Here is a 22,134-nt window from a genome sequence, read left to right as displayed (position 1 = left end):
ATGATTTTGATATATTCATTTTAAAACGTTTCAGGTCAATTTTTTGTAGGCTTTTGTCAGTGCTAAAAAAACCACCCGGGTGGGTGGTTTTCTTGAGTCTTTCGACGCGGTTCGAATTAACGAACGATATCGCGTTGAACTTCGCCAGTATAAAGCTGACGAGGACGACCGATCTTGTAAGGACCGCTGTGCATTTCTAACCAGTGGCTGATCCAGCCAACAGTACGTGCAAGCGCGAAGATCACAGTAAACATTTCTGTCGGGATACCAATCGCTTTAAGGATGATACCTGAGTAGAAGTCTACGTTAGGGTATAGGTTACGCTTGATGAAGTATTCGTCAGAAAGCGCGATACGTTCAAGTTCCATAGCCAATGCAAGCTGTGGATCATTGATGCCAAGTGCACCAAGAACTTCGTCACAAGTTTCTTTCATTACTTTCGCGCGTGGATCGAAGTTTTTGTAAACTCGGTGACCAAAGCCCATCAGTTTAACTTCTTTAGTCTTCACTTTTTCCATGAAGCCAGCAACGTTTTCTACAGTGCCGATTTCGTCAAGCATCTTAAGAACAGCTTCGTTCGCGCCGCCATGAGCAGGACCCCAAAGTGCAGAGATACCAGCAGCGATACATGCATACGGGTTAGCACCAGTAGAACCAGCTAAACGTACGGTAGACGTAGAAGCATTTTGTTCGTGGTCAGCATGAAGCGTGAAGATACGGTCCATTGCTTTTGCAAGGATTGGATCAACTTTGTAATCACGATCTGCAGGAGTAGCAAACATCATGTGCAGGAAGTTTTCTGCATAACCAAGGTCATTACGTGGGTAAACGAATGGTTGACCAATGGTGTACTTGTAGCTCCAAGCCGCCAGCGTAGGAATCTTCGCGATTAAACGAATCGCAGTGATTTCACGGTGGTTCACATCTTCGATGTCAAGGTTGTTGTGATAGAACGCAGACAACGCACCAACCACACCTACCATGATCGCCATAGGATGCGCATCACGACGGAAACCATTGTAGAAACGGCTAACTTGATCGTGAACCATCGTATGGTTACGTACTTTAGCGTCAAATTCTTCTTTTTGCTCAGCAGTTGGAAGTTCGCCATTTAACAATAAATAGCAAGTTTCCAGGTAATCAGCTTTAGTCGCCAATTGATCGATTGGGTAGCCGCGGTGTAAAAGTACACCTTTGTTACCATCGATGAACGTGATTTTAGACTCGCACGCAGCTGTCGCCATAAAACCAGGATCAAAAGTAAAGTGACCTGCAGCCAACACATCTTTAACGTCGATTACATCTGGGCCCAATGTGCCGCTGTAAATTGGTAGTTCAATTTCTTTGCCATCAAGCTGTAAAACGGCTTTCTTGCCAGTTGCTTCAGACATTCAATAGATCTCCTGTCCTGGTGAATGTATATCCGCTTTGTCTATCAATCTTTTAATGCACAAAACGGACGGATCAAAAATTTGCTATAAGATTAGTGAGTACTGAAATTTTGTCAATTATACTTATGGATGAAAAATGACGGCCGCACAGCAGTTTAGTCACATTCGCTCAGTATAAAAAGTTCAGTAAAATCACAGCATCAAACCTCTATAATAAGTCAAATTGATGCAGAGGTGCAGAAAAAAATAGACTGCTTGGGGCATTTGTAAGCGTTTTTTCCTAGCAAGAAATGCGGGCGAAAATAGTGAAAGATTAAGGTGAGCATGCTTAAAACTATATAAATCTCATAACTTACATCGTTTTTGCCAAGCTGAATTTAACAGGTAGAATTATAAATAAAAGCAATTAATTGAATTTTGAATATGGTTCAATTGATTAAAAAATAGCTTAATAAATGGCCAGTTTTGCAGCAAAGGTAAGCAGTATAAAAATAAATGAATGATTTTTTGAATCTAAATGCTTCAAATCGATTGAAAAACCCATCGTGTGGTGTACTAAGTCGCTATTTAACATCAGGTTATCTGAATCACTGCGCTGCTGATGAATTGGGACAATTGGTCTGTTAAATCTAGACACTTGATTTAAATCTGAATTAAAAAGAGATTTAAATAATATTTGTGATGGAACTGTGCATCTTTAGTCTAAAACTCAAACATGATCCTGTAGGCTGAAAACCGAGTAAATTAATCATCTTAATTATTTAAAAACAATCATATAGATAGGAATTGAAAGAGTGGAATAATATATAAAGTCTGACTTATTGTTGTTAATGATTCTTATTTAATGGTTTTTTATCCAAAAAGCCAAATTCAGCCGTTTGTATTTTAATAGTTCACGTTTTATAATTCAGTGTCGTTTTGATTTTAGGCATGTATTTGCCTGAGAATGCCAGCTTTCCTTCGAATTAATTCCAACAAACTCCGGATGGAGTTTTTACTTACAGGATGCCCGCTGTGAAAAGCAACAGACCTGTCAATTTGTCCATGGGTCAAGTTTTAGAAGTAAACTTAAAATCACCCGTGGCTATTGCATCAATTCTACACCGTCTTTCAGGTGTTATCGTATTCTTACTCGTACCGGTCCTTCTATGGATTTTAGACAAGTCATTGTCTTCGCCTGAAGGTTTTGCGCAAGTTCAAGAAATCTTTAACGGTTTCATTGTTCGCTTTATTGTATGGGTATTTGTCGCCGGCATGATTTTTCACTTTATTGCGGGTGTTAAGCATTTACTTGCTGACATTGGCGTTGCTGAAGAACTAGAAAGTGGCCGTGTTGCATCTACTATCGCATTAATCTTGTCTGCAATCGGTATTGTTGCAGCATTTGTATGGATCGTACTCTAATGAAAAGCGCTACTGGTTTAACAGGTTCAGGTTCTCGCGATTGGTTTCTCCAACGTGTCAGTGCTGTAGTTCTAGCTGTTTATACCGTTGTTGTACTGGGTTGGATTCTACTGAATGGTGGTTTCAACTTTGAACAGTGGTACGGCTTTATGATGACAGTTCCAATGAAGATCATGTCTTTGTTGGCGGTCTTATCTCTTGTTGCACACGCATGGATCGGCATGTGGCAGGTATTCACGGATTATGTGACTACTCGTCAAATGGGTCCTTCAGCTTCAGGTTTACGCCTTGTACTGACTTCAGCAGTAATCATTGCTGTACTTGCATATGCAATCTGGGCGATCCAGATTTTTTGGGCGAATTGATAGGAAACAATCATGGGCGCTATAAACCCTAAAGAAGATTACACAAATATTCCGCACGAAACTTTCGATGCTGTCATCGTTGGTGGTGGTGGTTCAGGTATGCGTGCGTCTTACCAACTTGCTCAAGCTGGTTTGAAAGTTGCGGTGCTGACTAAAGTATTCCCAACTCGTTCGCACACTGTTGCAGCGCAGGGTGGTATTGGTGCATCTCTTGGTAACATGCAAGAAGATAACTGGCACTACCACTTCTACGACACAGTTAAAGGTTCGGACTGGTTAGGTGACCAAGACGCAATCGAGTTCATGACTCGTGAAGCGCCTCAAGTGGTTTATGAACTTGAACACCTGGGTATGCCATTCGACCGTAATGCTGATGGTACAATTTACCAACGTCCATTCGGTGGTCACTCAGCAAACTACGGTGAAAAAGCTGTGCCACGTGCATGTGCTGCTGCCGACCGTACCGGTCACGCACTTCTTCACACACTTTATCAAAGCAACGTGAAAATGGGCACTCAGTTCTTCGTAGAATGGATTGCGCTTGACCTGATCCGTAACGAAAAAGGCGACGTTCTAGGTGTTACAGCAATTGATCAGGAAACTGGTAAAATTGCAGTATTCCAAGCAAAAGCGACTTTGTTCGCTACTGGTGGTGCTGGTCGTGTTTACCGTGCATCTACAAACGCTTATATCAACACTGGTGACGGTCTTGGTATGGCAGCTCGTGCAGGTATTCCATTGCAAGATATGGAATTCTGGCAATTCCACCCAACGGGTGTTGCGGGCGCAGGCGTATTGTTGACTGAAGGTTGTCGTGGTGAAGGTGCAATCCTTCGTAACAAAGACGGCGAACCATTCATGGAGCGTTATGCACCAACTTTGAAAGACTTGGCGCCACGTGACTTCGTATCACGTTCTATGGACCAAGAGATCAAAGAAGGTCGTGGTTGTGGTCCTAAAGGCGATTACATCCTGCTTGATATGACGCACTTGGGTGCTGACACGATCATGAAACGTCTTCCATCTGTATTCGAGATTGGTAAGAAATTCGCGAACGTTGACATCACTAAAGAGCCAATTCCTGTAGTACCAACAATCCATTACCAAATGGGTGGTATTCCGACGAATATTCATGGTCAGGTGGTTGTTCCTGAGTCTCGTGAAACTGAAGCGCTTGTTGCTAACTACAACAAAGACACTGACGTTTACTCTACAAATGCCGAAGGTCGTGATTTTGCTAAGCCAGTAAAAGGCTTCTATGCAATCGGTGAATGTTCATGTGTATCTGTACACGGTGCGAACCGTCTAGGTACGAACTCATTGCTTGACTTGGTGGTATTTGGTAAGGCTGCTGGTCAACATATCATTGAATATGTGACTAAACAGCACGATGGCGAATATGAGCCACTTCCAACAACTGTGCTTCAAGAAACTGTTGAACGTATTCGTAAACTTGACGAATCGACTACAGGTGAGAATGCTCAAGAGGTTGCTGATGCAATCCGTGACATCGTTCAAGACCACGCTGGTGTATTCCGTACATCTGCGCTTCTAGACGAAGGTGTGAAGCAGATTCTTGCAATTGAACCGCGCGTACGCAATATTCACTTGAAAGACAAATCTAAAGTATTCAACACTGCACGTATTGAAGCACTTGAAGTTGAAAACTTGTATGAAGTTGCGAAAGCAACGCTTATTTCAGCTGCTGCTCGTAAAGAATGCCGTGGTGCACATACGGTTGTAGACTTTGAAGAGTCTCCAGACCATGCTGAATACCCATATGGTCGTCGTGATGATGAGTGGATGAAGCACACTTTATGGTTCTCTGCGGATAACCGTCTAGAGTACAAGCCAGTTCGTTACCGTCCATTGTCGGTTGACGCGATTCCACCTAAACCACGTACATTCTAATCAGGAGAATTCAGATGAGTAGAGGTACTCGTACATTTCATATCTACCGCTACGATCCTGACAAGGATAAAGCACCGTACATGCAAACTTTCAAACTTGAACTGACTGATAAGCACCGTATGTTGCTTGATGCACTTCTTGCATTGAAAGTACAGGACGAGACTTTAACGTTCCGTCGTTCATGTCGTGAAGGTATTTGTGGTTCTGATGGCGTGAACATCAATGGTAAAAACGGTTTGGCGTGTCTTTGGAACCTGAACGATTTACCAAATGAAATTACTGTTCGTCCATTGCCTGGTCTTCCTGTAGTGAAAGACTTGGTGGTTGACATGAACCAGTTCTATGATCAGTACAACAAGATCCATCCATTCTTGATCAACAACCAGCCTGCACCTCCTAAGGAACGTTTACAGTCTCCTGAAGAGCGTGAGCATCTTGATGGTCTGTATGAATGTATTCTATGTGCATGCTGTTCAACTTCATGCCCGTCATTCTGGTGGAACCCGGACAAGTTCTTGGGTCCTTCAGCATTGTTGAATGCTTACCGCTTCATCATTGACTCGCGTGATACGGGTACACAAGAGCGTTTGGCTCGTCTTGACGATCCATTCTCATTGTTCCGTTGTAAAGGCATCATGAACTGTGTATCTGTATGTCCTAAAGGCTTGAACCCAACAAAAGCAATCGGCCACATCCGTAATATGCTTTTAGATATGGCAGGTTAATAGGCTGCTTCTAGTAGTTTAGAAAAAAGCACATCTTTGGGTGTGCTTTTTTATGCAAACTATTGGAAAAGTTAAGAAATCATAAGATAAAAATAAAGACCCTATACTTAAAATGTATAAAGTTGAGTGCAACAGTCAGGAAAAGGGTAAGGGCTTTGAGCGCCATATAAGAAGAACATGTGATTATTTTGAGTATTTATGATTTTTAGATGTAAAACTGACCTGAAAAATAGCAAGAACGATGTTATTATATAACGGAAATTTAAGGAGGGAGTGGATTGAAAGGTTTGCTCTCTTTTTATTTATCGGAAATGCTTAGGACTTAAGTCTACATTGAATCTATTTTTGAGATAAAGCACCATATATTAGAGTAAAATATCTGAACTGTATTTAGCCAATTTATGGAAGGTATGTGTCAAAAAAATCAATTGAAAAGTTGAGAACATGTTAGCATTTAGCCCATGACTATGTTTAAAAAATGCCACGCCAGGTACATTTTTTAAACACTGCATAATCAGGGACTGGTATATAAAAGGTAGACCCGAGTCGCTTTAGAAAAAATCTTTGTTAATGCTTGCTTTTTTCTAAGTCGATTTGCAAAAAATTGCCCGGTTTCGATCGGGTATTCAATGAGTGATGATGCCGCTGAGGGGCGTTATTGTTCATTAAACATATCAAGATTTTCTTGGTGTGGTGATAACGCCTCATGGCTTATGCCTTATGGGGGACTAGTATCATATTACCAATTTGATGCTAATAATCCTGGGTTTTGCTTAAAAAGCATCCTGAAAATGTTTTTGCAATAGGAAATGGGTCCACAAATGCAAGAAGTTGCTGACGCTCTGCGTCTTGACACTGAACTTTCCGCTGATAGTGCAGCGTATATTGAAGAACTTTATGAGCAGTATCTGACTGCTCCAGACTCAGTGGGTGCTGACTGGAGAGCGTACTTCGATAAATTCCCAAAAGGTGATCAACCACACAGTAATGTACGTGAGCAATTCCTACTTTTAGGTCGCAATTCAAGCCGTATTCAGCCTATTGTTCAGTCGACAGTCAGCTCAGAGCATGAACGTCGTCAAATTGGCGTGCTACAGCTGATTGCTGCGTACCGTAACCGTGGCCACCAGAAAGCAAAACTGGATCCATTAGGTTTGGCGAAGCGTGAAGTTGTGCCTGATCTAGATCTTGCTGCGCATGGTTTGACTCAGTCTGACTTAGACACAGTATTCAATACTGGTAACCTGGCGATCGGTAAAGAAGAAGCGACTTTGGCTGAAATGGTTCAGTCAATGGAAGCCACTTACTGTGGTTCAATCGGTGCTGAATACATGCACATCGTGGACACCAAAGAAAAACGTTGGATTCAACAACGTCTAGAAAGTGCACGCGGTCAATATGGCTTCAATGCTGATCAAAAGAAACATGTCCTTGAGCGTTTAACTGCGGCTGAAGGCCTAGAAAAATATCTTGGTAATAAATTCGTTGGTGCCAAACGTTTCGGCGTTGAAGGTGGTGAAGCATTCATCCCGATGGTCAACGAAATTATTCAGCGTGCAGGTTCTGTAGGCTGTAAAGAAGTTGTGATCGGTATGCCTCACCGCGGCCGTTTAAACCTTCTTGTTAACATCATGGGTAAGAACCCGGCTGACCTGTTTGGTGAGTTCGAAGGTAAGTCTATTCACAAGAAAGGTTCTGGTGACGTTAAGTATCACCAAGGCTTCTCTTCAAACGTGATGACTCCAGGTGGCGAAGTTCACTTGGCATTGGCGTTTAACCCGTCACACCTTGAAATCGTTGGCCCTGTGGTTGAAGGTTCAGTACGTGCACGTCAAGTACGTCGTAAAGACATTGGCGGCGATGACGTATTGCCATTAATCGTACACGGTGATGCTGCATTTGCAGGTCAGGGCGTTAACCAGGAAACTTTCCAGATGTCACAAACTCGCGGTTATACCGTGGGTGGTACAGTGCACATTGTAATTAACAACCAGGTTGGTTTCACGACGTCTGATCCACGTGACGCACGTTCTACAGAATACTGTACTGACATCGCAAAAATGATTCAGGCACCGATCTTCCATGTGAATGGTGATGATCCTGAAGCTGTGGTGTTCATTTCACAATTGGCACATGACTTCCGTCATACCTTCCGTAAAGACGTTGTGATTGACATGTTCTGCTACCGTCGTCGTGGTCATAACGAAGCGGATGAGCCAGCTGCAACTCAACCAATGATGTATCAAGTGATTAACAAGAAAGCGACTACGCGTACGCTTTATGCGGATCAATTGGTACAACAGGGTGTTCTTGATCGCGCAAGTGCAGATCAAATGGTTGAAAACTACCGTGCAGACCTGGAAGCGGGTAATCACGTTGCCAATGCACTGGTACTTGAACCAAACAAAAAAATGTTTGTGGATTGGACTCCTTACTTAGGTCATGAGTACACAGACGAGTGGGATACAACTTTCCCAATCGAACGTCTAAAAGAGCTTGGCAAGAAAATGCGTGAGCTTCCTGAAGGCTTCGTGATGCAGCGTCAAGTTGCAAAAGTAATTGATGACCGTCTGAAAATGCAAACGGGTGAAATGCCTCTGAACTGGGGTGCTGCTGAAACTCTGGCGTATGCAACTGTACTAGATGATGGTTACTTGCTTCGTTTAACGGGTGAAGACGTAGGTCGTGGTACTTTCTCACACCGTCATGCAAAACTGCATAATCAGGTAGATGGTTCAACTTATCTTCCACTGTGTAACCTGAAAGAAAACCAGCCGCGTACTGCAATCTATGACTCTTTGTTGTCAGAAATGGCTGTATTGGCATTTGAATATGGTTATGCGACGACTCTTCCTAAGAGTTTGATCATCTGGGAAGCACAATTCGGTGACTTCGCAAACTGTGCACAGGTTGTCATTGACCAGTTCATCTCATCTGGTGAAACCAAATGGGAGCGTGTATGTGGCTTAACTATGCTTCTTCCACACGGTTTTGAAGGTCAAGGTCCAGAACATTCGTCTGCACGTTTGGAACGTTTCTTGCAGCTATGTGCTGAAGACAACATGCAAGTCATCACACCGACTACGCCTGCGCAGATTTTCCACGCATTACGTCGTCAAGCGATTCGTCCAATCCGTAAGCCATTGATTGTTACTTCGCCGAAATCTTTACTTCGTCACAAGCTTGCTGTATCTAGCCTTGAAGAGCTTGCAAACGGTACATTCCAAACCGTGATTGATGAAGTAGACAACATCAACAAGTCAGATGTAACCCGTCTGGTTCTGTGTGGTGGTAAGGTGTATTACGACCTAGTTGAAAAACGTCGTGAAAAAGAATTGAACAACACTGCAATTGTACGTATTGAACAATTATATCCATACCCAGAAAAACGCCTGGCAGAAGTGCTTGCGCAATATCCAAACGTTAAAGAACTTGTTTGGGCGCAAGAAGAACCGAAGAACCAAGGCGCTTGGTTGTTCATCGCACCGCGTCTATATGACGACGTGATGAAAGCGGGTAAACAAGTACGTATTAGCTATGCAGGCCGTGAAGCTTCTGCTGCACCGGCATGTGGTTCACCATATTTGCATGCAAAACAACAAGCTCAGCTCATCAACGACGCGCTTGCGATCGACGCTGAATAATCCAGGAGATTCTAAGTAATGGCAACCGAAATTAAAGCACCGGTATTCCCAGAGTCAGTTGCGGACGGTACGATCGCAACTTGGCACAAACAACCAGGTGAAGCAGTGTCACGTGATGAAGTGATCTGCGATATTGAGACTGATAAAGTTGTTTTAGAAGTTGTTGCTCCTGCAGACGGTACACTTGCATCTATTATTAAAGGTGAAGGCGATACTGTTCTTTCAGCTGAAGTCATTGCACAGTTTGAAGAAGGTGCTGTTTCTGGCGCTACGCAAACTCAAGCAGTTCAGTCTGAAGAGAAAGTTGAACAAGCTGCTGCGCAAACTGAAGCGGGTAATGCACCGATCGTTGAACGTCAACAAGTACAGGATCAGGCTCCAGCAGTGCGTAAAGCATTGACTGAATCTGGTGTTGCAGCTGCTGACGTTGCAGGTACAGGCCGTGGCGGTCGCATCACGAAAGAAGATGTGGCAAATCATCAAGCGAAACCGGCAGCATCTGCAGCGCAACCATTAAGCGTTGCAGTGGGCGAGCGTATCGAAAAACGTGTTCCTATGACTCGCCTTCGTAAGCGTGTTGCTGAACGTTTACTTGCAGCGACTCAAGAAACTGCAATGTTGACCACGTTCAACGAAGTGAACATGAAACCAATCATGGAAATGCGTGCTCAATACAAAGATGCATTCGAGAAGCGTCATGGTGCGCGTCTTGGCTTCATGTCATTCTTCGTTAAAGCAGCAACTGAAGCACTTAAACGCTATCCAGCGGTAAATGCTTCAATTGATGGCGATGACATCGTGTATCACGGTTACTACGACATCGGTGTTGCAGTTTCATCTGAGCGTGGTCTAGTGGTTCCTGTTCTTCGTGATACAGACCGCATGAACTATGCTGAAGTTGAAAATGGCATCCGTGCATATGCTGGCAAGGCACGTGACGGTAAACTGGGTATCGAAGATATGACTGGCGGTACATTCACCATTACTAATGGTGGTACTTTCGGTTCATTGCTTTCTACACCAATTTTAAATACGCCACAAACTGCGATTCTGGGTATGCATAAAATCCAGGAACGTCCGATGGCGGTGAATGGTCAAGTAGAAATCTTGCCAATGATGTACCTTGCACTGTCTTATGATCACCGTTTAATCGATGGTAAAGAAGCAGTCGGTTTCCTTGTAACAATCAAAGAATTGTTAGAAGAGCCAGCGCGTCTGATCCTTGATCTGTAATTTATTCATTAAAAATCTCCCCTAACCCCTCTTTAAAAAGAGGGGAAGATCCCCCTTTGGAAAAGGGGGATTAATAAGGGGGATTAGTTGGAGATAAACATGTCTCAATTCGATTTAGTCGTAATTGGTGGTGGCCCGGGCGGCTACGAAGCAGCAATTCGTGCAGCTCAACTTGGTTTTAAAGTTGCGTGTATCGAAAAACGTATTCATAAAGGTAAACCATCTTTAGGTGGTACTTGCTTAAACGTCGGTTGTATCCCGTCTAAAGCTTTACTTGATTCTTCACATCGTTATGAAGATACAGTTCAACATCTAGATGACCATGGTATTACGACTGGTGAAGTTAAATTCGATCTTTCTAAAATGCTGGCTCGTAAAGACAAAGTTGTAGATCAATTGACTGGCGGTATCGATCAGTTACTTAAAGGTAATGGCATCGAGTGGTTAAAAGGTACGGGTAAACTGCTTGCAGGTAAAAAAGTAGAATTTGTTTCTCACGAAGGTGAAACTCAAGTTTTAGAGCCTAAATATGTGATTCTTGCGACGGGTTCTGTACCAGTAAATATTCCAGTGGCTCCTGTAGATCAAGACTTAATTGTTGATTCTACTGGCGCGCTTGAATTCCCAGAAGTACCTAAGCGTTTAGGTGTAATTGGTGCGGGCGTGATCGGTCTTGAGCTTGGTTCTGTATGGCGTCGTCTTGGTGCTGAAGTTGTTGTATTTGAAGCAATGGATGCATTCTTACCAATGGCTGATAAAGCATTGGCAAAAGACTTCCAAAAACTGTTGACTAAGCAAGGTATGGATATCCGTATCGGTGCAAAAGTTGCAGGTACTGAAATCAATGGTCGTGAAGTAACGGTTAAATATAACCAAGCTGGTGAAGACAAAACTGAAACTTTCGATAAATTGATCGTTTGTGTCGGTCGTCGCGCATATGCTGAAGGTTTATTGGCTGATGATTCAGGCATTAAATTGACTGAACGCGGTTTGGTTGAAGTCAACGATTGGTGTGCAACTTCAGTTGAAGGCGTATACGCAATTGGTGACTTGGTACGTGGTCCAATGCTTGCGCATAAAGCAATGGAAGAAGGCGTAATGGCGGTTGAGCGTATTCACGGTCATGCTGCACAAGTGAACTATGACACCATTATTTCTGTAATTTACACACATCCGGAAGCGGCGTGGGTAGGTTTAACAGAACAGCAAGCGACTGAAAAAGGTCACGAAGTTAAAACGGGTCAATTCGGTTTTGCTGTGAACGGTCGTGCTTTAGCTGCGGGTGAAGGTGCCGGTTTCGTGAAGTTTGTTGCTGATGCAAAAACGGATCGTTTACTCGGTATGCACGTGATTGGACCTGCTGCGTCTGATATCGTTCACCAAGGTATGATCGCGCTTGAGTTTGTATCTTCAGTTGAAGATCTTCAGTTGATGACTTTCGGTCACCCGACCTTCTCTGAAGTGGTACATGAAGCTGCACTTGCAGTTGATGGGCGTGCGATTCACGCGATCCAACGTAAGCGTAAGTAATTCGAAAAAAGAGCGACTTAGGTCGCTCTTTTTACATTTCATGGTTGTTTTTATTGGAACAATCATCTAAAAATAAAGATAACGATTTTAAGAAATGCTGGTACTGCTTTGACGGACGTCTGGGTGCTAGTGGGTTATAACAAGGCAAAGAAGTAATAAAAGGTTATTCAATGAATTTACATGAGTATCAAGCAAAAGCGCTATTAAAAAAATATGGTATGCCTGTACAGGAAGGGATACTTGCCACCAATGCCGATGAAACGGTACATGCTTTCGAGCAGTTGGGTGGAAAGTTTGCAGTATTAAAAGCGCAGGTGCATGCGGGTGGCCGGGGTAAGGCTGGTGGGGTAAAAGTGGTAAAATCGGCTGCCGAGGCTGCTGAATATGCCAACCAGATTATTGGTTCACGCTTGGTGACTTACCAGACTGATGCCAATGGTCAGCCGGTCAATAGCATTTTAGTCTCTGAGGATGTTTATCCGGTTGAGCGCGAGCTGTACTTGGGCGCAGTGGTGGATCGCTCGACTCGCCGCATCACTTTTATGGCATCGACTGAGGGTGGTGTTGAAATTGAGAAAGTGGCCGAAGAAACCCCTGAAAAAATTATTAAAGTTGAAGTTGATCCTTTAGTCGGTTTAATGCCATTTCAGGCACGCGAAGTTGCTTTTGCACTTAAACTCAAAGATGGACAAATTAATCAGTTTGTTAAAGTCATGAAGGCTGCTTATCAGGCATTTGTAGATAATGATTTTGCACTTTTCGAAATCAATCCGTTGTCTGTGCGTGAAAATGGCGACATTCTGTGTGTTGATGCCAAAATCGGAATTGATTCAAATGCGCTGTACCGTTTGCCTGAAGTGGCCGTATTACGTGATAAGTCTCAGGAAAATGAACGTGAGCTAAAAGCGTCTGAGTTTGATCTGAACTATGTAGCGTTGGAAGGTAACATTGGTTGTATGGTCAATGGTGCCGGTCTTGCCATGGCAACCATGGATATTATTAAGCTTTATGGCGGTCAACCAGCCAACTTCTTGGATGTGGGTGGTGGTGCAACCAAAGAGCGCGTGATTGAAGCCTTTAAAATTATCTTGGCAGATATTTCTGTGCAGGGTGTATTAATCAATATTTTTGGTGGAATTGTACGTTGTGACATGATTGCTGAAGCAATTATTGCAGCGGTTCAGGAAGTAAATGTGACAGTTCCTGTGGTTGTTCGCCTCGAAGGCAACAATGCGGAACTGGGTGCAAAATTACTGGATGAATCAGGTTTGAAATTGATTTCTGCACATGGTCTTGCTGACGCTGCAGAAAAAATCGTTGCTGCTGTAAAAGCTTAAGGAGTATCTAACATGAGCGTATTAGTTAATAAAGACACTAAAGTATTGGTACAGGGCTTTACAGGCAAAAACGGTACATTCCATTCTGAACAGGCTTTAGCCTACGGCACTAAAGTCGTGGGTGGTGTAACCCCGGGTAAAGGTGGTCAAACCCATTTAGAATTGCCTGTATTTAATACCATGCGTGAAGCAGTGAAAGAAACAGGTGCAGATGCTTCAGTGATTTATGTTCCGGCACCCTTTGTACTGGACTCTATTGTTGAAGCGGTTGATTCTGGCATTGAGTTAATTGTGGTAATTACTGAAGGTGTACCGACCATCGACATGCTCAAAGCCAAGCGTTATCTGGAAACCAATGGTAATGGCACACGTCTGATCGGGCCAAACTGTCCGGGTATTATTACGCCGGGTGAATGTAAAATCGGGATCATGCCGGGACATATTCATCAGCCCGGTAAAATCGGGATTATTTCACGTTCAGGCACACTGACTTATGAGGCTGTGGCGCAAACTACAAAACTCGGTTTAGGTCAGTCGACCTGTATCGGTATTGGTGGTGACCCGATTCCGGGCATGAACCAGATTGACTGCTTGAAACTGTTCCAGGAAGATCCACAAACTGAAGCTATCATTATGATTGGTGAGATTGGCGGTACTGCGGAAGAAGAAGCTGCGGAATATATTCAATCGAATGTGACTAAGCCAGTTGTTGGTTATATTGCGGGTGTGACTGCACCTAAAGGCAAACGTATGGGTCACGCAGGTGCGATTATTTCAGGTGGTAAGGGCACAGCAGAAGAAAAGTTTGCTGCCTTTGAGCGTGCGGGTATGGCGTATACACGTAGTCCAGCCGAACTTGGTTCAACCATGCTGCAAGTATTAAAAGATAAAGGTTTAGTATAATTGTAAATTTAAAGTTAATAAAATGCCCTCAATATTGTGGGCATTTTATTTTTAAAGTAGCTTAAAAATAAAATAGAAATAAACCATTCTTGATGATCCTATTTAAAAAATTAAAAAGATTTTTGTAATAGATATTGTGAATTAAATCACATTTATCTTATTATGGGGTTAATAATTATACTAATTTGAGAAAAATAACATGATCAATAGAACAATGATCATTCCTCTAAGTTGTTTTACGATTCTTATTTCACAACCGTTTAATACTCTCTTGGCCCAAGATATAAGTCATGAACGTGAGCAAGCTACTAGTCTAATTTATCAGGGGAAAATAGAAGATGGTTTAGAAAAACTAAAAAATATGCTTAAGGAAAATCCATCCGACCAAAAACTTTTGGCTGACTATATTGTATTGAGTTATAACAATGCACGTTTTAGCAAAACAGATCTAAAATATCTGCAACAGATTAAACCGGCAGAATTTCCTGAATATGCCCAGATTAATTTGATTAAGGCTTTGCGAGACCAAAAAGAATTTGGGTTGGCTCAGTCTTATATTCAGCAGTTTGCCAAACAAAGACCGGCATCCTATTGGAATGTCTGGTCAGGGGTAATTTATGCAGAGTCTCAACAAAAGGATCGTGCCAAACATGCACTTTCTCTAGTCTCTATTGATGGACTTTCGGCAGATTATTTGAGTCTCACGGCATATGCTTACCGATTACTGGAGATGCCGGTTGAATCTTTAGCAATTGCAAAGCGTGCTGTTCAGGCCAATGCTAATAACGAATCACACTCACAATATGTATTGGCTCTGCTAGCCAATAGTGATTATTTTACTGCTGATCAATATATTAAAAATCAACGGTTAGATATTAATCAGCCTCAATTAAAGCATGTCCTTAAGCTGAATGAGTTTTCTCAATATACGCAACAAGCAATTCAGTATTATCAGGTGGCTCATCAGCAGGATCGAGGATATCAGGCCAATCTGAAACTGGACGAAATCTTGCAGGAGATGAGAGCTTATGAAACTCAACTGCCGGATGATATCGATATTCGACGCCGATTTTACTATAACTATATTTATGCATTAAGTTTCAGAAATTTATCTTCAGAAGCACTTCTACAAATTCCTAAAGCTGAGCAGCCTGTAAAGGCGATGCCACCTTATGTGCGTCAGGCATTGGCTGCTGCTTATTTAAGAGAGCGTCAACCTAAGCAGGCAGAATCACTTTATACATCCTTATTGTCTGAAAAAAATTATGCCGATTATGAGGTTTATGAAGGTTTGTATTACAGCTTGGTCGAACAGGAGAAATTTCGTGAAGCAAATGACATTATTAACTTGATGGATCAGGTTTTGCCCACCTATCAATATAGTAATGCCAAAGGTGTAGACCGTACGACCCATAGTAACCGCTATGAATTTTATAATCTGAAAGGTCTAAATTATGCTTATCGCAATGAGTTAGATAAAGCAGAACACTATTTTGAAAATTTAGTCGATCATGCACCGAATCATGCGGTTTATTATAATAATCTTGCACAAGTACAACGTTGGCGTGAAAAACCTCAGCAATCTGAACACACGCTTACCCAGTGGAATGGCGTCGAGCCGGTTACTCAGTTTACCCGTATTAATCATATGCAAAATGCCCAAGCCTTATCCGATATTCAGGAATGGCGTAAAACATATACTTTTCTGGCAGAGCATGAGCCAGATGATACTGGGGTAATTGAAAGTTCAAAATTTTTAGGAGACCGTGATCGGGCTACTATTCAGCACTCTAGCAGCTTTTCAAAGAGTGAAGCAGATAATCCTGATATCTTGGGGCGCTTACAAGGGTCACGTGAAGTAGAAAGCTGGACCCGACTGAACAGTCCCTGGTTTGCTGATAATTTCCGTGGTTTCGTTGATCACCGTTACCGTTGGGCTAAATATGATTTTGGTAAGTTGGATGATCAGCGTATAGGCGTAGGAGCGGAATGGCTATCCAAACGTAAACATGCCACGCTTTTAGTTTCACAAACAACGGATGGTGATCGTCTTGGTGCACAATTGGGTTGGTCGCATTGGTTGAATGATCATTGGAACTATATGCTGGATTATAACAGTCAGGCAGCGATTCCTTTGCAGGCTCAAGATGAGTTTGACGGAAAATCTTATTTAGTAAATTTGAATTGGCAAGCACACGAATCGCGAAAGGCGGGACTCAGTTATGTCTATACCGATATCAATGATGGTAATTTACGTCAGGAATTAAGTGCATATTTTAAACAGCAGATTTTTCAAGGACCGAAGCATCAGACGGTAGCGACTCTAAGTGGCTATTATGGAAAAAATGATGTGCTGGATGTGTCCTATTTTAATCCTGAACATAGCAACAGTTTTGAGTTAAATATTGAGCATAACTGGCTGACCTGGCGTCATTATGAGCGTAATTTTAATCAAAAGTTGAGTGCTACGATTGGGGCATATAATCAGAAGAACTATTCAACTGAGCCGATTTATAACTTGAGCTATCAGCATGAGTGGCAGTTATCAAGGACTTGGAAAATGGATTATGGAATTGGCTACAGTGTACATCCATATGACGGAAATGATGAAGAAAAACTATATGCCGTCTTTGGTTTTGAGGGGCGATTCTAATGAAAATATTAATCAAAACCTTAGTTGCAGTATGTCTTAATACGATGATGTACTTGCCAATTTGCACTCATGCAGAAGGTACTGCAATTGAATTAAAAGAAAATCAATTTGTTACTTTAACTTTTCATGATGTGCGTGATGATATTGCCAAAAGCGGTGACCGCGATGTATATGCCATCAGTACTAAAAATTTAGGGCAATATTTAGCTTGGATGAAAAAGGAAGGTTGGACAGCAATCCGGCTAGAGGATGTGTGGCAAGCTCGTCAGAAACAGTACTCTCTACCTGAAAAAGCTGTTTTATTGAGCTTTGATGACGGTGCATTAAGTAGTTATAGTCGAGTATTTCCGTTATTAAAGCAATTTAATGTGCCTGCCGTATTTGCTATTCCAACCAGTTGGATTAATGGAAACACCAAAGATGCGTATGAGGCTTATGGAGCTGGTAACCTAATGAATTGGAACCAGATGCGGGAAATGCAAGCGAGTGGCTTGGTCGAGTTTGTTTCCCATTCAGATAATATGCATCACGGTGTTTTGGCAAATCCACAAATGAATATGCAGCCAGCGGCAATTACTCGTATATATAGCCCTGCCACCAGAAATTATGAGTCGGATAAGGCTTATGCTGCACGCGTCATTGCTGATTTAAAAAAATCAAAACAGATTCTGGATCAGGAATTGAACATTAATACTCGGGCAATTTTCTGGCCTTATGGGGCAGTTACTCCAGAAGCGGAGGCTTTGGCGAGAACAGCCGGTTTACCTATGTCTTTCAGTTTGGGATCAATTTCTTCATTGGCTGATTCTGTAAAGACTTATCAACGTGCCTTGGTGATGCTAAATCCAACCCCTGAAATTTTGCGTGAAGAGAAAATTGATTTCTTAACCTACGCACGATCACCTAACAGAATGAAAAAAACCTTTTTACGATTGGACTTAAATGAGCTTGTGACACCAAGCTATAGCGAATCAGATCAAAAATTGGGACAGCTCCTTGATCAAATCAACGCCTTTAAAAGTAATGTATTGGTACTACGTACTGTCGCTGATTTAGATGGCGATGGTAAGATTGATGTCAGCTATTTTCCAAATCGTCAGTTAAAAATGCAGCAGGATTTGCTAAATCGTACAGTCTGGCAGGCACGTACCCGTAGTGCACATAAAGTCTATGCAGAATTACCTTTGACTCTGGAAACTGAACAAAAATATGATTTGGCCGAGCTGACTGGGGATTTGGTCAAGAATAACAGTTCAATCGAAGGCCTTATGATTGAAACTGGGCAAACGCTGCGCTGTGCAATTGATCAGGCGATCTGGAGTGAAATATGTAAGACTAATCTACAGACTATTCTTAATATCAAAAACCGTACCAAGAATAAAGCCAGTTATTATGCCAATATCAGTAATAACTATCAGACCGCGTTAAAAATTAATGTGGGAGACAGCAAATTACTCGGATTAAAATCATTAATTGGCAGGATTCCAGACCATGCGGATTTTCTTTATTTAACAGTTGATCCTGTAAAGGATCCACATAGCTTCAAAGCACTGTTGACTGCAATTCAGAGCTTATCTGTCGAGGAGCGGGAACACTTGATTGTAAGCCTGCCAGTGGATACTTCAATAAAATCCTGGAATATTTATCAACAAGCGTATGCTCAGCTTAAAGCGCATTCTATCCAAAAACTTGCAATAAATAATTATCAATTTAGTAATGCAAAAGCGGTACATCAACAACTCTATAAAACACTGAGTCTGAATGATAGTCCATTGACTTACCGTGACCCGTTTGTGCAAATCACACAGGAGAAAAGGTAATGGAATGGATTAATCAATTACAGCTGAGTGACCTTTACTTTGGCTTTGCTTTTTTCTATCCACTCTTTATGGCATGGTTATGGATTGCAGGTGGAATCTGGTTTTATCTGAAACATGAGATCAAACAACCCATTATTCCTGAACCTTCAAAACAGGGCTGTAGCATTATTATTCCTTGTTTTAATGAAGCAGAGCAGGTGCGAGATACCATTCGCTTTACCATGCAAAGCCAATATCCAAATTTTGAGGTAATTGCAGTCAATGATGGCAGTACGGATGGTACAGGTAACATTCTGGATGAACTCGAAACCCAATATCCTCAGCTGAGAGTAGTGCATCTGGCAGAAAACCAAGGCAAGGCCTATGCATTAAGATCAGGTACGATGGTTAGTCAGTTTGAATATCTAATTTGTATTGATGGAGATGCTTTGTTGCATCCTCATTCGGTATTATGGATGATGCATCATCTGATCAAGTTTCCACGTGTTGGTGCAGTGACTGGTAATCCCCGAATCATTAACCGTTCCAGTATACTGGGTAAAATTCAGGTTGGAGAGTTTTCTTCAATTATTGGTTTGATCAAGCGGGCACAACGAACCTACGGACGTATTTTTACGGTTTCCGGTGCGATTGTCGGCTTTCGTAAGACTGCGTTGAACCGGATCGGTTACTGGCGTGATGATATGATCACTGAAGATATTGACGTGTCTTGGCGGCTGCAGTTCGATCATTGGGACTTGCAATATGTACCCAAAGCTTTGTGCTATATATATATGCCTGAAACTTTTAAAGGGCTCTGGAAGCAGCGTTTACGTTGGGCACAAGGTGGAATTGAAGTGTTATTTGCCTATATTCCTAAAATATTTAAATGGCGCTTACGTCGAATGTGGCCGATTGCTATTGAATCAATTATTAGCGTGATATGGGCTTATTTCATGTTTGGGATCATTGTATTGTATGTGTATGGAGTGTTTATGCCGCTTCCCGGGGAGTGGGCGATTCAGACTTTATTGCCGCAATGGTATGGTGTGGTTTTAGGTATCACTTGTCTAATCCAGTTTTTTGTGAGCCTTTATATTGATAGGTACTATGACAAAGACCGTATGCTAAGAAATTACTTCTGGGTGATCTGGTATCCCTTATTCTTTTGGATGATTACCATGTTGACCACAGTAGTTGCACTTCCTAAAACTATATTTAAAAAACAACAACGTGCACGATGGGTAAGTCCTGACCGTGGATTTCGACCTGAGGAAGAAGACTATGAACAACGTTAAAAATGAAAGAATAATAACAGATCTATCTCAACTGAAATTGCCGGAATATATTGATAAACCAGAATATGTTCGCCATAAAACAGTGGGCTATAGTTTAATAGGTTTAGGGTGGATATGCTGGATGTGGCTATTTATGCCACTCCTTACCCTAGGTCTATGGTGGTTTGAAGGTAGGACAGCAATCCATCAATTAGCAGCTGATCCGGTTACTCATGGCAATACGACCCTAGGAGATATTGCTATTCTAGTGGCTTGCTTTATTGTCAGTTTGTTTATCTGGGCAAGTTATAACTGGATCCGTTTCAAGGGGAACGAACGCCGTACTGCGCCTAAAGAAGTTAAATTTGATGAATTAGCCGCTTCTTTTGAAATTAGCCCAGTTGCTATTCATACCTTAAGTTCTGCCAAAAATATTACTCTATATTATTCTATACAGGGGAAACTGGTGGAATTTAGCGTGAATGATCCACTTGAAATACCGACTTTATCTCCACTGCCGCAGGATGTGCTTGCGCAAAGTCATCGGGATAATACCCGATATGCTTAACCCCGTGTTGTTGCAAAAAGTGGATGGTTTGTACTAGTTCTGAGGTAGCGATCTTCTGATTGCTACGCCAGTCTGTGGCCTGTAATTCAAAAATGGTACGATCCAAATCTGGATCGTACTTTTTGGATTGCTGAATTAAGTCTAAATAAAATTGGTGATGGTCGCCTGCCTGTTCCATATAAGGCATGGCCATAATGGCATTGTAATTATAATATCTTAAAGTGCTGCTCACGGACTGGCTAAACCATTTTTCACTTTCTGGCTGTAAGACGATAGGCGCGTAAGTATTTCGTGCTGTTAGTAATTGAGGACGATAATGTTGTAACAGACGAGTGATTCCTGCAGCCAATTGATCAAGATAAGCTGTTTTGGCTGCTGCAAAAGCAGATTGCTGTGGATGCTGTGGCTCTTCCAGTAACTTCAAGTCATATCCCCATTGTTGATAGACTTGCCGTGCTACTACTGAAGCATCTTCAAAATCATTTAACGTAATATCGTCGTGATATAGTACACCGTCTACAGCATTCTTCTGAATAAAGTCCTGAAAAATTTCTGCAATATATTTTAAATTCGTCGGGTCAAAGGGGGATAGCCGGATATAACCATGTGTTTTGTCCTGACTATGTTTAACATATTGTAGCTGATAGGATTTTGGTAGCTCCCAAGCTATTAAAGGCAGCCACGCATAGATCTGTTTGACCTGTGTATGTTGCCGGATCTGTTTTAGTAGTTCAGGAAATAAATTGGCCCGCATTGGAATATGCCGATTTTCAAAATAAACCAGATTAGCAGAACCATTGGCATCCGGATCAGCAAAAGCCTGTAAAAAAATAGTATTGGGCTGAATTTGTTGAATACGCTGGATCAAGGCTTGGATATTGGATTGTTGCTGTTGTTGGTCTGAATCAAAAATATAATCTAGGTCAATATGCATAATCCGCATCTGTTTAAGCTGCTTAGCCTTTTTAGTCTTAAACAATTTTTTTATATTTGTGGGTTGATTCAAATACGGCTCTATAATGACATTAATAGGATGAGAGGGAGAGTGAATTGCATTGGAATCTTCATGATTATTTGCACAGGCACTCATTGGAATACCTAGGCATGCCAAGAGGGTGAGTAGGAATTTTTTGTTATAGGTGGAAACTGAATAGTAGTAAGCCATTTTAGAATGCTACTTGAGACTATTAAGTTACTATAAGAATTTTTTTATAGAAGACCAAGTCTAGCAATCGATGAATCTCATAATTTCTGACGAACAGTCAATATCCAAATGGATGAAGTGAAGCAGTATATGATGTCAAACATCATCGGCTTCAAATCTTAATAAAGAAATAAATAAGATATATAAGCGTATATTGAAAATTATCCCCGAATAGGTATTAAAAAGGCGG

The 22,134-nt window shown here is 41.9% G+C and carries 15 protein-coding genes; 13 read left to right on the top strand and 2 right to left on the bottom strand.

From position 1 onward, the window contains the following. Positions 1 to 116: 116 nt before the first annotated feature. A complete protein-coding gene (gltA, locus tag Q9R21_RS02295) occupies positions 117 to 1,391 on the bottom strand; it encodes a citrate synthase (protein ID WP_004279429.1) in 1,275 nt (424 codons plus the stop codon). A 1,005-nt stretch (positions 1,392 to 2,396) separates the two neighbouring features. On the opposite strand from gltA, the gene sdhC reads away from it, so the two are divergent. The 13 genes from sdhC to pgaD all read left to right on the top strand — a co-directional run bounded on the left by sdhC (position 2,397) and on the right by pgaD (position 20,740). Further along, on the top strand, positions 2,397 to 2,795 hold the full coding sequence (sdhC, locus tag Q9R21_RS02290) for a succinate dehydrogenase, cytochrome b556 subunit (RefSeq protein ID WP_004279430.1): 399 nt from the start codon (positions 2,397 to 2,399) through the stop codon (positions 2,793 to 2,795). Further along, the gene (gene sdhD / locus Q9R21_RS02285; RefSeq protein ID WP_004279431.1) at positions 2,795 to 3,160 is read left to right on the top strand and encodes a succinate dehydrogenase, hydrophobic membrane anchor protein; all 366 of its coding nucleotides are present in this window, start codon (positions 2,795 to 2,797) and stop codon (positions 3,158 to 3,160) included. Before sdhC ends, sdhD begins: the two co-directional genes overlap by 1 nt. 12 nt (positions 3,161 to 3,172) lie before the next feature. Then, positions 3,173 to 5,071, top strand: a complete 1,899-nt coding sequence (locus Q9R21_RS02280) for an FAD-binding protein (RefSeq protein ID WP_311203639.1) — start codon at positions 3,173 to 3,175, stop codon at positions 5,069 to 5,071. 14 nt (positions 5,072 to 5,085) lie between these two features. Further along, the gene (locus tag Q9R21_RS02275; RefSeq protein WP_004279433.1) at positions 5,086 to 5,796 is read left to right on the top strand and encodes a succinate dehydrogenase iron-sulfur subunit; all 711 of its coding nucleotides are present in this window, start codon (positions 5,086 to 5,088) and stop codon (positions 5,794 to 5,796) included. An 821-nt stretch (positions 5,797 to 6,617) separates the two neighbouring features. Then, entirely contained in the window at positions 6,618 to 9,440 is a 2,823-nt protein-coding gene (locus tag Q9R21_RS02270; protein ID WP_004279434.1) for a 2-oxoglutarate dehydrogenase E1 component, read from the top strand. A gap of 18 nt (positions 9,441 to 9,458) precedes the next feature. Further along, positions 9,459 to 10,673 (top strand): 2-oxoglutarate dehydrogenase complex dihydrolipoyllysine-residue succinyltransferase, encoded by a 1,215-nt coding sequence (gene odhB, locus Q9R21_RS02265; protein ID WP_311203638.1) that lies wholly within the window; start codon positions 9,459 to 9,461, stop codon positions 10,671 to 10,673. A 99-nt stretch (positions 10,674 to 10,772) separates the two neighbouring features. Continuing rightward, the gene (lpdA, locus tag Q9R21_RS02260; protein ID WP_004279436.1) at positions 10,773 to 12,203 is read left to right on the top strand and encodes a dihydrolipoyl dehydrogenase; all 1,431 of its coding nucleotides are present in this window, start codon (positions 10,773 to 10,775) and stop codon (positions 12,201 to 12,203) included. Between the two features lie 170 nt (positions 12,204 to 12,373). Then, positions 12,374 to 13,540 (top strand): ADP-forming succinate--CoA ligase subunit beta, encoded by a 1,167-nt coding sequence (sucC, locus tag Q9R21_RS02255; RefSeq protein ID WP_311203637.1) that lies wholly within the window; start codon positions 12,374 to 12,376, stop codon positions 13,538 to 13,540. 12 nt (positions 13,541 to 13,552) lie between these two features. Then, positions 13,553 to 14,443: a succinate--CoA ligase subunit alpha gene (gene sucD / locus Q9R21_RS02250; RefSeq protein WP_004646291.1), complete on the top strand. Its 891-nt coding sequence runs from the start codon at positions 13,553 to 13,555 to the stop codon at positions 14,441 to 14,443. 199 nt (positions 14,444 to 14,642) lie between these two features. Beyond that, positions 14,643 to 17,096, top strand: coding sequence for a poly-beta-1,6 N-acetyl-D-glucosamine export porin PgaA (pgaA, locus tag Q9R21_RS02245; protein WP_311203636.1), 2,454 nt, complete (start codon positions 14,643 to 14,645; stop codon positions 17,094 to 17,096). Then, complete coding sequence (gene pgaB, locus Q9R21_RS02240) at positions 17,096 to 18,916, top strand: poly-beta-1,6-N-acetyl-D-glucosamine N-deacetylase PgaB (RefSeq protein ID WP_311203635.1); 1,821 nt, start codon at positions 17,096 to 17,098, stop codon at positions 18,914 to 18,916. Before pgaA ends, pgaB (Q9R21_RS02240) begins: the two co-directional genes overlap by 1 nt. Further along, the gene (gene pgaC, locus Q9R21_RS02235) at positions 18,916 to 20,193 is read left to right on the top strand and encodes a poly-beta-1,6-N-acetyl-D-glucosamine synthase (protein ID WP_311203634.1); all 1,278 of its coding nucleotides are present in this window, start codon (positions 18,916 to 18,918) and stop codon (positions 20,191 to 20,193) included. Before pgaB (Q9R21_RS02240) ends, pgaC begins: the two co-directional genes overlap by 1 nt. Next, on the top strand, positions 20,180 to 20,740 hold the full coding sequence (gene pgaD, locus Q9R21_RS02230; RefSeq protein ID WP_311203633.1) for a poly-beta-1,6-N-acetyl-D-glucosamine biosynthesis protein PgaD: 561 nt from the start codon (positions 20,180 to 20,182) through the stop codon (positions 20,738 to 20,740). The genes pgaC and pgaD overlap by 14 nt, the downstream gene beginning before the upstream one ends. Here the strand turns inward: pgaD and pgaB (Q9R21_RS02225) are convergent. Then, positions 20,646 to 21,683, bottom strand: a complete 1,038-nt coding sequence (gene pgaB / locus Q9R21_RS02225; protein WP_016806655.1) for a poly-beta-1,6-N-acetyl-D-glucosamine N-deacetylase PgaB — start codon at positions 21,681 to 21,683, stop codon at positions 20,646 to 20,648. The two genes, pgaD and pgaB (Q9R21_RS02225), sit on opposite strands and share 95 nt — an antisense overlap. Positions 21,684 to 22,134: the final 451 nt, after the last annotated feature.

This window comes from Acinetobacter sp. RG5 (assembly GCF_031844265.1).
Classification (GTDB): Bacteria; Pseudomonadota; Gammaproteobacteria; order Pseudomonadales; family Moraxellaceae; genus Acinetobacter.
The sequence above is the reverse complement of the archived record's forward strand: the minus strand, read 5'-3'. Positions and strand labels throughout refer to the sequence as shown.

What these genes read in the sequence shown, in the direction of transcription:
- gltA (WP_004279429.1), bottom strand. Translation starts at nt 1,391, where the DNA reads ATGTCTGAAGCAACTGGCAAGAAAGCCGTTTTACAGCTTGATGGCAAA.
- sdhC (WP_004279430.1), top strand. Translation starts at nt 2,397, where the DNA reads ATGCCCGCTGTGAAAAGCAACAGACCTGTCAATTTGTCCATGGGTCAA.
- sdhD (WP_004279431.1), top strand. Translation starts at nt 2,795, where the DNA reads ATGAAAAGCGCTACTGGTTTAACAGGTTCAGGTTCTCGCGATTGGTTT.
- Q9R21_RS02280 (WP_311203639.1), top strand. Translation starts at nt 3,173, where the DNA reads ATGGGCGCTATAAACCCTAAAGAAGATTACACAAATATTCCGCACGAA.
- Q9R21_RS02275 (WP_004279433.1), top strand. Translation starts at nt 5,086, where the DNA reads ATGAGTAGAGGTACTCGTACATTTCATATCTACCGCTACGATCCTGAC.
- Q9R21_RS02270 (WP_004279434.1), top strand. Translation starts at nt 6,618, where the DNA reads ATGCAAGAAGTTGCTGACGCTCTGCGTCTTGACACTGAACTTTCCGCT.
- odhB (WP_311203638.1), top strand. Translation starts at nt 9,459, where the DNA reads ATGGCAACCGAAATTAAAGCACCGGTATTCCCAGAGTCAGTTGCGGAC.
- lpdA (WP_004279436.1), top strand. Translation starts at nt 10,773, where the DNA reads ATGTCTCAATTCGATTTAGTCGTAATTGGTGGTGGCCCGGGCGGCTAC.
- sucC (WP_311203637.1), top strand. Translation starts at nt 12,374, where the DNA reads ATGAATTTACATGAGTATCAAGCAAAAGCGCTATTAAAAAAATATGGT.
- sucD (WP_004646291.1), top strand. Translation starts at nt 13,553, where the DNA reads ATGAGCGTATTAGTTAATAAAGACACTAAAGTATTGGTACAGGGCTTT.
- pgaA (WP_311203636.1), top strand. Translation starts at nt 14,643, where the DNA reads ATGATCAATAGAACAATGATCATTCCTCTAAGTTGTTTTACGATTCTT.
- pgaB (WP_311203635.1), top strand. Translation starts at nt 17,096, where the DNA reads ATGAAAATATTAATCAAAACCTTAGTTGCAGTATGTCTTAATACGATG.
- pgaC (WP_311203634.1), top strand. Translation starts at nt 18,916, where the DNA reads ATGGAATGGATTAATCAATTACAGCTGAGTGACCTTTACTTTGGCTTT.
- pgaD (WP_311203633.1), top strand. Translation starts at nt 20,180, where the DNA reads ATGAACAACGTTAAAAATGAAAGAATAATAACAGATCTATCTCAACTG.
- pgaB (WP_016806655.1), bottom strand. Translation starts at nt 21,683, where the DNA reads ATGCGGATTATGCATATTGACCTAGATTATATTTTTGATTCAGACCAA.